Genomic DNA, 14,002 nt, shown 5'->3' on the forward strand with positions numbered 1-14,002 from the left:
AACCATACCATAACATGATAACAAATTCTTTTCTAACGAGCAAGTGAGTTTTGCGAAAGTTTCTCATAGACTTTTGTATATTCTTTTAGAACATCAATAAAAGTAGCATGTGACCAAGTGAGAGGGGCAACCGATAAAGCTTCTCCTGTAAACGGATGAAGCTGCTCAGGTAAGACACCTGTAGAAAAGCTATGCTCGTGAACCCAGCGTAAAATTTCATGTGGACGCTCTAGATCTTGAAGTGATTTTGCACATTGAACATACCATTTCGCAAGCCATAACGTGCAAATCAACCAAGGGTTCCCAGGAGCTCTTGTCATGTCATGCGTTTGCTGAAAATAATAGTCATTTGTATATCTCGCAATCCCGCCTACACCCGATTTAATGCTCAACTCTTCATTCATCTGCTGCATCGTCCGGACAATCCGTTCATCATCGGCAGGATATACGCCGAACGCGAAGAGAGCATACATGCTGGATTCCATCGTGAAATCTTTCTTATAAGCGTTATCATCCAACAGATAGATACCTCTTAAGAATCTTCCTGAATCTTCATCATACAAATGCTTTTCCATTCCTGCTTTTATTCGGTCTGCACCCTTCTTATACCTCTCTGCTCGGTCATCCTCACCAAAGAGCGTCGCGAATGAGTATGCGGCCATTAGACCACCATACACAGAGCTTGTTGTAAAAGTAAAGATTCCTCTTCTTTCTTCCCATAGATCATAAGAAGGTAACGGCAGGTCTAATTCTTCTTGCATATATTGAAGCAAGAATCTTGCACTCGGACGAACTAATGACCGATAGAGAGATTGAGCAAACTCAATATCTCCTGTTTCTTTATAATGTTCCCAAAACGCCCAAAGTACGAGTGCAGTTTCATCCTCCTGGATGGGCAGCTGACTTGATCCTTCTTTATCGATCATTGGATGCCACGATGATCCGATCGAACCATCGGGGTTATACTTATGATGAAGGTATCCTTCTTTTGTTAAAACATCCGCACATCTTCGATAGAAGTTCTTCACCATTCCATGAAAGCCTGCTTTTGCAACAGCAGCAGCGATTAACGCCCCATCCCTCGGCCACATATAACTGTAATGGTCTCGATTATAGTGCTGAATATCAGAATCATTAGCCGCTATGATATAACCGTTCTCATTGGTCTGTGTACGAATGATGAGTAAACTTCTGTTATACAGATCAAGAAGTTCATCAGAAAGGTTGCATGGATTGATCTTTGTTTTGTTTACCCATCTCCTCCAGTAAACATCGATCTTATCTAGTGTTAACGATGGACCGATCTCCATGAGATAATCGTAGAGAGAAAATACTTCTTCTCTACTTTTCCCAACGGTTAAAGCATAGTTTACGTCTCCTTTTCCATGTGGCGGAACGATGCCTTGCACAGAGAAAGTGCTATCCACAGATCCTTGCGCGATAGGGTTCACATGAAGATGACCATCTTCGGCATCTCTCCATGTTCCTTCTGCACTTAAAAAACGTTTAACACCAGTTGTGTACTGGTCGATCCCTTTTTGATCGAATGAAGCTGCGAACAAAAAGTACCGATTCTTCTTATAATGGATGATCACAGATTTTTCGGGATCAAAATAGGCTGTATCTCCCACTTCATTTTCATAAATAGAAAGATCTTGGTGAAAGAAAATTTTGATCCTTTTTTCTTCATGTGATTCGTTTAAAACGGTAATTCTTCGCATGAACATATTTTCTCTTTGATGAACGGCGTCTTCAATCTTCAGCGTTATGCCTTCCTTTACATTTTTGGCGTATGAGAGTGTAACGAGCGAGTCTAAATGATAACCTGGCTCGATCACCCATTCTTTTGAAGAAAGCCAAGAAAAGGAGCCATTGATACTGGCTCCTAGACGGTTAACGTGTCCTTGGACATGATTTTGCTGACCGACGTAAGGAAAATAGATGTCTCTGATCTGCAAATATTCATCTAAATTGATCAATAATTTTCCGTTTCCTAAAACCAAATGTCTAGGCATCTGTTACACCTGCTGATATAACTGAATTTTTTCAATGTATTGTGATGCCGCTTGTTTCGCTTGTTCTGGATCAGTATTCTGTGAGTACACGGTAAAAACAGGCTGTTCTACGTCTGGAAGGATAAGTGTCCATCCTCCTTCAGGATGAAAAACTTTAATCCCATCAAGCAATTCTACATTGTTGTCACGGATATCCTCCATCAGTCTGCGCATTACTCGGCCTTTCTTATCTTTTGGGCAAGGTACATATTCTCTTAACATATGCACATCAGGAAGCATTTTGACGAGTTCAGATAGTGTGATCTTCTGCATCGCCATGATCTCTAAGATATGAACAAATGCGTATTGAGCGTCGTATTGATAATTAAGGACCCCATCCCCTACTTCCATGATTGAACGCGGGTTAGCTTTCGTCCGTATCAGCTTTCCTTTTAAACGTTCAGCAATGGAATCTAAAGCAGATGATCCATATACAGGGATAGCCATCTCCTTTTGCTTACCTTGTGAAAATGCTGTGAAAACGTAGAGAGCAAGCATAGTCTCTTCATCCAACACTTCACCTGTTTCTGTAATGAGGCGCAACGTTTCACCCGCTTCTCCGATCAATACACCAATATTGGCATTTGTAACTCTCACAAAAGATGCCATTTCCTCTGGCTTCGTCTGATATGGAGCGGTTAGGATCTCACAGTTCAATCGATTATATAGATTAGGAATAAAGTTAAGGTACGGCTGGTGATTGTAATTTACCACTACTCTGAACTTAGCTTCTTGAATCCCTTTTTCTTGAATTTCTTCTAGTAGAGCAGAAATGTAATCTTCATGTTTGTTCGCTTGAACAGCACCTTTTCCGATTCGATCAAATGAAGCACGTCTATAATCTTCCTGCCAATAAGCATTCTCAATCTTTCTTTCAAGATCAGAATGAATCGGAAGTCCTTTGTTATCATAGAATTCGATCATCAGTTGTTTTTCTCCCGTAGGGTTCGAGAACCTTACGTAGACACCGCCTTCTAAACGTTCTTCTTCGATCGAGAAACGAACGACAGGTGCGACAGTAGGACTAATATCAAGCGTATGCACTCCTGAAGAATGAAGTCCTTGAATAAAAGATTGTTTAATCATAACTGAAAAGTCATGTGAGTCACTTGCGATGATGATCTGTGACCCATAGGGAAGAACAGCTCCATAGGCTGATGCAAGTCTTGCAATATAATCTGGTGTGATCTCAACGTTTGCGATTCCAGAGACGCCTCTAGATCCAAACAAAGATTTTGTAGCTTTTTTTCCCCATACGATCGAAGTGTGAACAAGAGCTTCTTCGAAGATCTCTTTTTCTGGCCAGATTTTTACATCTGGCTTTAACGTCGCGTTTCTACCAATTGTACAATGGTTACCTACTACCGCATGTTCAAAGACAGAAGCATCTTTTTCTACTTTCGTACCGTTCGCGATCGTTGCCCCTCTTAATTCACACTGATCTCCTACAAAAACATCGTTCCATAGAACCGTTTTCTTTAAAGAGCTTCCAGTGCTTACTACACTATTCTTCCCAACAACAGATAGCTTGCCAATATGAGAGCCTTTACGAATAACTGCCCCATCTGCAATGCTTACAGGTGCTTCAATCACAGCTCCATCTTCAATAAATACATTTTCACCGATCCAAACACCAGGCTCTTTTTCCTCTCCTGCAAAAGGTAGATTCACTAAACCGTTCAACATATCATAATGCGATTGACGATACTGCTGAAGGCTCCCGATATCAGACCAATATCCTTCTGCTTGGTAACCGAACAAATTTTTATCTTCTTTCATAAGCAGCGGAAACAAATCTTTACTAAAATCAACTGGCACATCTTTTTCAATATATTGGAACACTTCTGGTTCGAGTACATAGATACCTGTGTTCACCGTATCACTAAAGACTTCATTCCAGCTTGGCTTTTCAAGAAAACGAATGATCTTTCCTTCTTGGTTAGTCATGATCACACCATATTCTAAAGGAGAATCTACTTGTTTCATAAAGATTGTTGCTAGAGACTCTTTATCTTCATGAAATTGAATTCCTTTTTCAAGGTTGAAATCTGTTAATGCATCACCTGATATCACAATAAAACGCTCATCCAAAAATTCCTCAGCATTCTTAATGGAGCCTGCTGTTCCGAGTGGAGAATCTTCAACAAAATAATGAAGGTTAACACCAAAGTCGCGACCATCACCAAAATAGTTTTTAATTGCGTCTGGTAAATAATGAACGGTAACGGCGATATCAGTGATACCAAATTTCTTAAGAAGTTCGATACCATACTCCATAACAGGTTTATGAAGCATCGGCACCATTGGTTTTGGCATATTGCATGTAAGAGGTCTTAATCGTGTTCCTTTTCCACCAGCCATAATTACACCCTTCATTAAACGATACCTCCCACTTTTGATGTTTTATTTTGTTCTGTCTTATAGAGTTCTGCAGTCTTTTCTGCAATAGAATCCCAACTGAAAACGGTTCTAGCTACTTCTTCACCGCTTTTTGCCATTTCTAAGCAATGCTCACGATTGCTAAGGATATATTCTACAGCCCACACAATACTCTCTGGATCGTTAGGGTATATTTTTAGCCCTGTCCTTTCATGGTCAACAATTTCTCTTAATCCACCCGTATCAGAAACGATTGTCAGTTTACCTGCGGCCATCCCTTCTAGTGCAACAATGCCAAACGGTTCATAATGACTCGGAAATAGAGCAGCATCAGCTTTTGCAAACCATTCATTTCTTTCCTCATCGCTAACGAATCCTGCAAGATGAACATATTCTTCAAGATTCTTCTGTTTGATCATTGCTGTTAGTTCATCCATTAAAGGACCTTTTCCAGCAATCACAAACCTGACGTGTTTGCCCGAATTCCTTAAAATATCTGCAGCCTCTATGATCGTTTGAAACCCTTTTTCTCTTACAAGCCTGCCAACCGAAAAAAGAAGAAGGTTATGATCGTTTTTATCTTCTATCGAAGGACTTGATTGGAATGTGATTTGTTCTGGATCTATTCCGTTTGGTAGAATCGTTATCTTTTCTTCCTGGATACTAAAGACCCCGGTTAACTCATTCTTCATATAGTCACTGCATACGATCAGACTGTCTGATCCATCCATCAGTTCCCATTCTTTCTGATTGATCTCGTATTGAAGGGGTGATGTAATCCCATTGTTTCTTCCATGTTCTGTTGCATGAATTGTGGTGATCAACGGAATGTTTAATTCTTTCTTAATAGCTAGTGCCGAAACAGAGACAAGCCAATCATGAGCATGAATGCAATCAAAATCAAACTTATTTGCTAATGCCATTCCTTGTTCCGTAATGGCCAAATTCAAGCTTCCAGTCCAGTGGAAAAACGACTCAAACTTCGGCTGATTACCAGCAACTCGGTATACATGTACTCCGTTGTTCACTTCATGTTCCGGATATCCTGGAACAGAAGATGTAATAACATATACTTCCGTTCCTTGCTCGACCAATTTTCTTGAAAGATCGAATACATGCCGTGCTAACCCACCCACTACCATAGGAGGGAACTCCCATGAAAGCATTAATATCTTCTTTTTGCCTTTAGCTTTTAGTTCATTGTACTGAGAAGCTACGTATTCATCATGTTTACTCTTAAAAAAGTGCCATAAGCCAGTTGTTAACATGAAAGGATATTTGTTTTCATAGTCTGCTATCTCTGAAAGCTGATACGTCTTATTTTCAATCGATCGATACAGTTCATGAAACCTCTCGATATGTTCTTGGAATCTTGACTTGGCATATTCTGTTGCACTATTGCCTTCAATGATAAAAGCCCAATCAGAACTAGCGGCAAGCATCCATTCGCGAACCATCTGATCTGCATAACGTTCCATAACGATGTTAGGTTCGTCATGTGAAAGACGAGCTGCGAGTTGAACAAGTTTTCTTTCACAGTGATGCAGGTGTCTATACATCCAAGCGTTTGACTCATTCAGCCATACTTCGCCTGTTTGGTTTCGTCCCCATGTTGAAAAGCATGGTCTTACAGTTTCTAAATCTTGATAATGTCTTGTTAAAAATTCTTGAGGTGTGATCCACGTGATGTTTTGTTCAGTTGAAACGTTCATGGATTGAAGTAAAAATTCTGGTCCTTCAAACCACCAGTGTCCAAATAGTTCTGCATCAAATGGTGCAGTTATTAATTGAGGAGGGTAAGATTGTTCGTTGGTATGTAGATATTTTTTAATACGATGACAAAAATCATTAGCATGATTCTGTACTTTATTTAATGCCCAGTCTCTTTGGTACCAGTCCTTGTTCTCCGTTTCCCCAGTTATTCGCCAATACTTTAAACCTGTATCAACTCGAATTCCTTCTGGATGTATGAAGCTCTTTATATATTCGTTCTCCCGTTCATAAGCAACATCTCGATAAAACTCTCTATAATCAAAATCACCCGGATAACCAACAGAAGAATTCCATATCGTTTCTGAGATGCATTGATTTCGTGAGAACAGTGCTACCCCATGTGGAGAATAAACAGGTGCTCCAATACCTTTTGATGGAACAGGCTTACTTCGGAGTAAAGTTTCTTCATCTACAAAAGTAAACTGTATCCCTGCATCAGCTAACGCTTTATCTACCCCGGGAGAGTATGCACATTCTGGTAGCCAGAAGCCTTTAGGCTTTTCACCAAAATACTTTTCAAAAGTTTGAACGCCTGCAAAGATCTGAGCCTTAACTCCTTGCTCAGTTTGAACATAGGGAAGGAACGCGTGGGTTGCAGAGGAAGTAATGCAATGAACCTTCCCTATATCCATATAGCGCTTATAAGCATCTGTAACTTTACAATCGAATTCTTGATAAGTTTCCATGATTCTTTTATAGCGTTCTTCGTAAAAATCGATAATTTTTTCTTCTTCCTTATTAATAGAATGCTTTTTTTCTTTTTTAACCAATTTTATCGTAAGGTCTAAATGTTCTAGATAACGCTTTTGAATGACTGGATCGTTTAATAACTCCAACAAAGGAGGTGAGAATGATAGGGTCCAAGACAAGGCTTCAGGCTGTTCTTCGAGTACCCATAACAACGGGATATATGTCTCAGTAAGTGCCTCAAATACCCATCTTTCCTCTAATCGATTCGCTTCTTTATGCCTCACATAAGGAAGGTGAGCGTGCAAGACTAATGAAAAATACCCGTTAGACATGTTTTACTCTCCTATCTAATTTTTTGATAATATGAATATGTCGAGAAGTTTTCTAGCCATTCGGGTTGTTCAACATTTTGGTGTTTCCATCTGTCGATCTTTTCATCATGAAAACTGTTAAATAGCGAAGGACTAGTCTCTGCAGGATTTGATCGTAATAAAGTAAAAAAACTGCCATCAAATGTTCGCGTACCAATATCAACGATATAAGTTCTTCCAGATTCTAAGGAATGAAGAAACCAATTGTTGGTCATCGGAGGTAGCACTACCTCAAATGTTCGATGAGCATTATGGCCGAAAAAGTCGATGTCAGTTACGTCATAGATTTTCAATATCGAAGGAAGGTCTTCCCATTTTGTGCGGAAATGATGTTCTGCCATCTGTTTTGTTGATTCTGAAAAACTCCAATACACATACAAACTATCTGAAGTCCTTGGCATCAGATGAACATTTGCCTCTTCATATTCAAAAGGCATAGACCACTTCTCTTCTTTAAGAACTGGCTGAGATGGAAGTTCATGATTCGATGGTGTTTGCTGCTGCCGATATTTGTTCCAGCGATACTGAACCTTTCCTAAAGACATGTTCATCCTTTGTGCGATCTCTTGAAGGGTTAATCCGTTTTCCTTTAATTTGACAATATCTTCGATCAAGTTCATCACCTCATCCTAATCAATTATTCTAAGAAATGATTTTTTATTACCGTATTTTTTATAATCGTATCACTGGATATTTTTATATACAATGTGTCAAAAAAGTCGAAAAATGGCGCTTCCTTATCCCACTTGAGATTTCCGAATATGTAAAGTTTTTGTAACCGGTTAATATCTCTGATTATTCTGTCAAATTGACAAAGTAAGACAAAAATCGTCGTTTTTATTTCCAACTTTCAACGGTTCTAATGGATTAAAATGAGAATATAGTCGAATTGTAGTAATTTGTGTAAACTTTTGCGAAAAAACCTATACCACAGCAGAATACTATGTTATAAAAGTAAAGGGTATAGCTTTAAATTAGGGAGGATATTATGGAGTTTGCTATTTTTGGATTGTTACTAGTAGGTGTTATTCTTTTGATTCTTTCCTTTAGAAAAAACAAGGAAGCTTCAGTTGAAACACAGCTCGAGAACTTTACTATTCAGTTAATGAAAGAGATCTATCAAATAAAAAAGAAACTAAAAGTTCTTGAAGATGAAATGATGATTAACGATAAGAACTAATTTGTGAGGGGTAATGAGTATGACAAGCAAAAACCTTCGCGGATTTTCAGCAGGTATAATCCTTTCAACAGGAATTTTGGCTGGTTTTTATTATACGGCTGATGATGCTGATAAAACTTCTGATCTAACAGAAGAATCGGTAGCTCAATATCTTTCTGAAAAAGGCGAATTAGCAATTTCAAAGGAAGAGTATACTTCACTTAAAGATACTGAAACAGCTGCGGCTCCGGTTGCAAAAGAAGAACCTAAAACCGTTCCTCAAAAAGAGGAAGATAAGGTGTATCAGATGACTTTAACAATCACTCAAGGAATGAGTACTGGAGAAGTATGCGACCTTCTGCAAAAAGAAAATATCATTAAAAATAGTGATGAGTTCTTAAAATATTTGCGTACGAACAATTTAGAAGGTGCAGTAAGAGCTGAATCTCATCAAGTAAACAGTAAAATGAGTTTTGATGAGATCGCGAAAGAAATAACAAGTTCATAATTCTACATAACATAATAAAGGCTGTTTTCGTAAAATTTGTTGCTTTTGAAAGATTTCCGTTCCAGGGCTGCTTGCTTCCCACGAGGCAGACGGTGAGCCACATTCGTACGTTTCACTCTTAAGTGGCTCAGCTGTCTAGTTGCAGTGGCTAGCCTCTCGAGGTCAAAAGTTGAACGGTCTGTGATGAGCAAAATGCGCCTTCATAGCCCATTCAACTTTTGCTTGTCAGGACTGATCAAGCCACTTCCACTTTTCAAACTGCCCGCTTTTATGCTCCTTGCTCCTGCGTCTACAAGTTAATGCTAGCGGAGTAAGTTTCCTCGTCGCATGCTTTACGAGATGCATTTCAGGTGGTAGGGACGCACCTTCCACTCCAATCAATTGTCAAAGGTGACAAGGAGTTCAAAACAACAATCTTTTAGAAAAAGAGCAATAATAAAAGAAGCGAGCACTGATCATTTCAGTGCTCGCTTCCTTTATTTGTTTAATCGTTTAAACCATATCTCTTCCCTTTTACAAGGAAGATGATGCTTTCTGCAATATTCGTTGCGTGGTCCGCTGTACGCTCGATATATCGGCACACAAACAGTAGCTGACTGATCTGGGAAAGATGTTCAGGATTTTTTGTCATAAGCTCTAATAGTTCTTTAATAATCTTTCCGTACGTTTCATCTACTTCATCGTCTAGTTCTGCTAGTTGCTTAGCTAGAGCCACATCTTCTTCCACATATGCTTTGGTAGCAGTTGTTAGCATAGCGATCGCATGATGTGCCATCTTAGGAAGCTCTTCTAAAGGTTTAATGAGCTCTTGTTTTCCGATTCGAATCGTAGACTTCGCAATATTAACAGCAAAGTCAGCCATTCGTTCAATATCTGATGATATTTTGATGGCAGCAATGATTCGTCTAAGGTCAGATGCTACAGGTGCTTGTTTAGCGATTAATAGAATGGCCATGTCGTTGATTTCATCTTCAAGGACATTGATACGATTATCATTTTCAATAATCTGTAGGGCTTTATCGAGATCTTGATTCTTTAATGCTTCAACAGAAAGTTCTAATGCTTCCTCTGTCAATTTAGAGATCTGTACGATCGCTTGTTTCATCTCTTCTAACTGAAGCTGAAAATTTTCACGAACAACCATTTATCTCACTCCTATTTTCTTTGATTAACCGAATCGTCCTGTAATATAATCTTCTGTTCGCTTATCCGATGGATTTGAGAACAATGTGCTCGTATCTGTATATTCCACAACTTCTCCATTAAGGAAGAATGCCGTGCGATCAGATATACGAGCTGCTTGTTGCATGTTATGTGTAACAATAACAATGCTGTAGTCTTTCTTAAGCTCTTGTACGAGCTCTTCAACCTTTAAAGTAGAGATCGGGTCTAGCGCAGAAGTAGGTTCATCCATAAGAATGACATCTGGTTCGATCGCTAAGCATCTAGCGATACATAAACGCTGTTGTTGACCACCTGATAAGCCGTATGCATTCTCATGAAGACGGTCTTTTACTTCGTCCCAGATAGCAGCACCTCTTAAACTTTTCTCTACAACTTCATCTAAGACTTTTTTATTCTTAATTCCATGAATCCGTGGTCCGTAAGCTACATTCTCATAAATAGATTTAGGAAACGGATTTGGTTTTTGAAACACCATACCGACTTGGGTACGAAGTTCTTCTACACCATACTTCGGATTAAAAATATTCTTCTCACGGTATACAATTTCTCCAGACATACGTACGATAGGTACCATCTCTACCATTCTGTTCAACGTTTTAATAAATGTTGACTTTCCGCATCCTGATGGACCGATGATAGCAGTAACCTGTTTTTCTGGAATATCAAATTTAATATCTTTTAAGGCATGATCCTGTCCGTACCACAAGTTTAGATTATTGATCTTAAAAACAGGTGTAAAATCCTGTTCTTTTTCATTTTTTTGAACCATTTGTTTGTTGATTGTAATATCCATGTTCTCGTCCTCCTACTCTCAATTAGAAGCGTTTATGAAACTTATTTCGAATCAATACTGCGATTGAATTCATGATCAGCAAGATAATCAACAAGATGATAATTCCACTTGCTGCAATCATATGGAACTCTTCTTGTGGTCTGCTCGTCCAGTTGTACAGCTGAATTGGTAACACTGTGAACTGCGAGAAGATGTTTTCTGGAACAAATGCTACATAAGCTAATGCACCTAGTACTAATAGAGGTGCAGTCTCACCTACAGCACGTGATAAAGCAAGAATCGTTCCTGTTAAAATCCCAGGAAGCGCTGCAGGGAACACTATTCTTCTAATCGTCTGCCATTTAGTAGCACCCATCCCGAAAGAAGCTTCTCGGATTTCTCTCGGCACAGTTCGTATCGCTTCTTGTGAAGCAACAACGATTACAGGAAGAATTAAAAGGCTCATCGTCAAACCACCTGCAAGAACACTAGATCCTAAACCAAGTAGACGAACGAAAATCGTTAGACCTAACAATCCGAAAACGATTGATGGAACACCTGCTAAATTAGAAATATTGATTTGAACGAACTTTGTAAAAGCATTCTTTTTCGCATATTCTTCTAAATAGATCGCCGTACCGACACCAAGAATAAATGAGACCGGTGCAGTTACAGCCATTACCCAGATCGTACCGAGTAGCGCAGCCCATATACCAGCACGTTCAGGCATTCGGGATGCAAAATTCGTAATAAAATCCAAACTTAGATAGGGCAGACCTTCTGATAAGATTCTGTAGATCAAAACTCCTAGTACGAGTAAAGAAAAACACGTTGCAAGTATAAAAAGGAATTTAGCAACCCCATTTGCTGCTAATCTCGTTCCCATTCTTTTTTTAACAGATTCTTTATTGATTAATGGCATTAATATTCCTCCCTAAACTTGCGGGAAATGAATTGAGCAAGTAGATTCATAATTAATGTAAAGACGAACAAAGTCATACCTACTGCATAAATACTGTAATAGATCGTTGTACCATAGCCCGTGTCTCCTTGGCTTACCTGAACGATATAAGCAGTCATCGTTTGGATAGACTCCGTTACATTAATATCTGCAGTTGGTCTAGAACCACCCGCAATGGTAACGATCATTGTTTCACCGATTGCTCTAGATATCCCTAGTACGAATGATGCGATAACTCCCGAGAGTGCTGCCGGAAGTACCACTTTCATTGCCACTTCAAAACGGGTTGCACCAAGAGCCAACGCACCTTCTCTCATAGAGTTCGGAACTGCATTCATCGCATCTTCCGACAATGAAGCAATCATAGGAATAATCATGATCCCTACTACAATTCCGGGACTTAGTGCGTTAAAGATCGAGATTCCACCTGGAATGATCTTATCCAATAAAGGTGTAACAAAAGTGAGAGCAAAGAATCCATATACAATTGTAGGAATTCCCGCTAATACTTCCAAGATAGGTTTAATAACTTTTCTCGTTTTTGCAGATGCGTATTCACTTAAATATATAGCTGCAGCAAGACCAATCGGGATAGCGACAACCATAGCAATAGCTGTTACTGTCAATGTACCCATTATAAGAGCAATGATCCCGAAGTCTGCATTTTCGTCAGATGTAAAAGGAAACCATCGAGTATTTGTAAAGAACTCAACAATTGAGATTCGGTTAAAAAATGTAAAAGTTTCTGTTAACAATGTAAAGACGATACCTATTGTTGTAAAGATAGATATGATTGCACAGATTAGAAAGATTTTTGGAACTACCTTTTCCATTACCGCCGATTGACTTCTTGAAGACTTATTCTCCTGAATCATAGAGCGGATTGATTTTTGGTTTGTTTTATCTCTGGACACCAACAAGACCTCCTATAATTCGACAATACTAAACAGGTGAAAGGTGAGGAGATTCCTCGCTCCTCACCCTTGTTATGATTCTTATTCCTCTACTTCCATAAAGGACAATTATTTACCTGCAAGCTCATCTAGCTTTTTCATTTGCTCTTCGTATTTTTCCTTAGGAAGAGAAACGTATCCAATCGTATCAGAAGAAGCAAGTTCACCTGAGTTTTCAAGAGCAAACTTCATATATTCATACACTGCTTCGTTATCTTTTAACGCTTTGTTATTTACATAAGTGAACAATGGGCGAGAAAGTGGTGCGTATTCTCCAGATTCAATTGTCTTTGGTGTTGGCTCGACAGGTCCGTTACCTCCATCGATCGGGACAGCTTTCACTTTTTCTTTGTTTGCTTGGTAATATGCGTATCCAAAGAATCCAATCGCATTCTTAGAACCTGTTACACCTTGCACTAGTACGTTATCATCTTCAGAAAGCTGTGCGTCACGGCGCATTGGTTTTTCTTCAAGGATTACTTCATCGAAGTAGTCATATGTTCCAGAGTCAGTTCCTGGAGAGAAAACTTCGATTTTTTTCTTAGGCCAACCTTCACGAACATCTGCCCAAGTCTTAGCAGGGTTTTCTTCTAAGAAAATCTTTTTAAGTTCATCTAGCGTAAGGTGATCAACAAAGTCGTTTTCTTTTGAAACAACTACTGAAAGACCATCTTTCGCAAGTTCAAATTCTGTATATTCAATGCCTTTTTCTTCAGCTGCTGTTTTTTCTTCATCTTTAATTGGACGAGAAGCGTTAGCAAGATCTAATTCTCCACGAACGAATTTTTCAAATCCTCCACCCGTTCCAGATACTCCTACAGGTGCTTGCACATCAGGATTTGCAGCTTGGAACTCTTCAGAAACAGCTTCCATGATCGGGAATACTGTGGAAGATCCATCGATTTTAATCTTTCCGCTAAGATCTCCGCCGCCTGCAGCTCCATCTTCACTCTTGTTTCCACATGCTGCTGCAAAAACTAAGATTAGCGACATTACTGCCAAAAGGTACACAGACTTCATTTTCTTCATCTTGATAGGTCCCCCTAAAATATGATTATTTCGTCTTATCATGTTAGAGAAGTTTTTCTCAGGTCATGATCCCTTTTTTAAAGCTTGTTTCTTTCTTACATGTTCTACAATAAACCTTGAATGTGAACTAGGTTTTAATGAATTGTAAAGGTATTGTTAAGACTGGCT

General features: G+C 39.0%; 11 protein-coding genes. 2 read left to right on the plus strand and 9 right to left on the minus strand.

What is annotated here, in order from left to right:
* Positions 1-32: 32 nt before the first annotated feature.
* From HU823_RS04715 to HU823_RS04730, 4 genes are read right to left on the minus strand one after another with little or no spacing between them, the layout of a single operon-like run.
* On the minus strand, positions 33-2,015 hold the full coding sequence (locus HU823_RS04715) for a glycoside hydrolase family 15 protein (RefSeq protein ID WP_191753826.1): 1,983 nt from the start codon (positions 2,013-2,015) through the stop codon (positions 33-35).
* A 3-nt stretch (positions 2,016-2,018) separates the two neighbouring features.
* Positions 2,019-4,430, minus strand: coding sequence for a sugar phosphate nucleotidyltransferase (locus HU823_RS04720; RefSeq protein ID WP_144699072.1), 2,412 nt, complete (start codon positions 4,428-4,430; stop codon positions 2,019-2,021).
* A complete protein-coding gene (locus HU823_RS04725; protein WP_197221290.1) occupies positions 4,430-7,228 on the minus strand; it encodes a 1,4-alpha-glucan branching protein domain-containing protein in 2,799 nt (932 codons plus the stop codon). The genes HU823_RS04720 and HU823_RS04725 overlap by 1 nt, the downstream gene beginning before the upstream one ends.
* An 11-nt stretch (positions 7,229-7,239) precedes the next feature.
* Complete coding sequence (locus HU823_RS04730) at positions 7,240-7,887, minus strand: DUF4912 domain-containing protein (RefSeq protein WP_197221291.1); 648 nt, start codon at positions 7,885-7,887, stop codon at positions 7,240-7,242.
* Between the two features lie 368 nt (positions 7,888-8,255).
* Here HU823_RS04730 and HU823_RS04735 point away from each other — a divergent pair, with 368 nt between their 5' ends.
* Positions 8,256-8,447, plus strand: a complete 192-nt coding sequence (locus HU823_RS04735) for a hypothetical protein (RefSeq protein ID WP_066396184.1) — start codon at positions 8,256-8,258, stop codon at positions 8,445-8,447.
* A 19-nt stretch (positions 8,448-8,466) separates the two neighbouring features.
* The gene (locus tag HU823_RS04740) at positions 8,467-8,934 is read left to right on the plus strand and encodes a hypothetical protein (RefSeq protein WP_197221292.1); all 468 of its coding nucleotides are present in this window, start codon (positions 8,467-8,469) and stop codon (positions 8,932-8,934) included.
* A 484-nt stretch (positions 8,935-9,418) separates the two neighbouring features.
* Here the strand turns inward: HU823_RS04740 and phoU are convergent, their stop codons facing one another.
* The 5 genes from phoU to HU823_RS04765 form a co-directional block, all read right to left on the minus strand.
* Entirely contained in the window at positions 9,419-10,078 is a 660-nt protein-coding gene (phoU, locus tag HU823_RS04745) for a phosphate signaling complex protein PhoU (protein ID WP_144699064.1), read from the minus strand.
* 24 nt (positions 10,079-10,102) lie between these two features.
* A complete protein-coding gene (gene pstB / locus HU823_RS04750) occupies positions 10,103-10,888 on the minus strand; it encodes a phosphate ABC transporter ATP-binding protein PstB (protein WP_370630039.1) in 786 nt (261 codons plus the stop codon).
* Between the two features lie 46 nt (positions 10,889-10,934).
* Positions 10,935-11,813 carry a phosphate ABC transporter permease PstA gene (pstA, locus tag HU823_RS04755; RefSeq protein ID WP_144699060.1) on the minus strand — a complete coding sequence of 293 codons (879 nt, stop codon included), beginning with the start codon at positions 11,811-11,813 and terminating at the stop codon, positions 10,935-10,937.
* The gene (pstC, locus tag HU823_RS04760; protein WP_370630026.1) at positions 11,813-12,769 is read right to left on the minus strand and encodes a phosphate ABC transporter permease subunit PstC; all 957 of its coding nucleotides are present in this window, start codon (positions 12,767-12,769) and stop codon (positions 11,813-11,815) included. The genes pstA and pstC overlap by 1 nt, the downstream gene beginning before the upstream one ends.
* A 105-nt stretch (positions 12,770-12,874) precedes the next feature.
* Positions 12,875-13,834 (minus strand): PstS family phosphate ABC transporter substrate-binding protein, encoded by a 960-nt coding sequence (locus tag HU823_RS04765; RefSeq protein WP_144699058.1) that lies wholly within the window; start codon positions 13,832-13,834, stop codon positions 12,875-12,877.
* Positions 13,835-14,002: the final 168 nt, after the last annotated feature.

The organism is Fictibacillus sp. 18YEL24 (genome assembly GCF_015903855.1).
Lineage (GTDB): Bacteria > Bacillota > Bacilli > Bacillales > Fictibacillaceae > Fictibacillus > Fictibacillus phosphorivorans_C.

Coding starts and splice junctions, on each gene's coding strand:
- HU823_RS04715 (WP_191753826.1), bottom strand. CDS start 2,015: ATGCCTAGACATTTGGTTTTAGGAAACGGAAAATTATTGATCAATTTA.
- HU823_RS04720 (WP_144699072.1), bottom strand. CDS start 4,430: ATGAAGGGTGTAATTATGGCTGGTGGAAAAGGAACACGATTAAGACCT.
- HU823_RS04725 (WP_197221290.1), bottom strand. CDS start 7,228: ATGTCTAACGGGTATTTTTCATTAGTCTTGCACGCTCACCTTCCTTAT.
- HU823_RS04730 (WP_197221291.1), bottom strand. CDS start 7,887: ATGAACTTGATCGAAGATATTGTCAAATTAAAGGAAAACGGATTAACC.
- HU823_RS04735 (WP_066396184.1), top strand. CDS start 8,256: ATGGAGTTTGCTATTTTTGGATTGTTACTAGTAGGTGTTATTCTTTTG.
- HU823_RS04740 (WP_197221292.1), top strand. CDS start 8,467: ATGACAAGCAAAAACCTTCGCGGATTTTCAGCAGGTATAATCCTTTCA.
- phoU (WP_144699064.1), bottom strand. CDS start 10,078: ATGGTTGTTCGTGAAAATTTTCAGCTTCAGTTAGAAGAGATGAAACAA.
- pstB (WP_370630039.1), bottom strand. CDS start 10,888: ATGGTTCAAAAAAATGAAAAAGAACAGGATTTTACACCTGTTTTTAAG.
- pstA (WP_144699060.1), bottom strand. CDS start 11,813: ATGCCATTAATCAATAAAGAATCTGTTAAAAAAAGAATGGGAACGAGA.
- HU823_RS04765 (WP_144699058.1), bottom strand. CDS start 13,834: ATGAAGAAAATGAAGTCTGTGTACCTTTTGGCAGTAATGTCGCTAATC.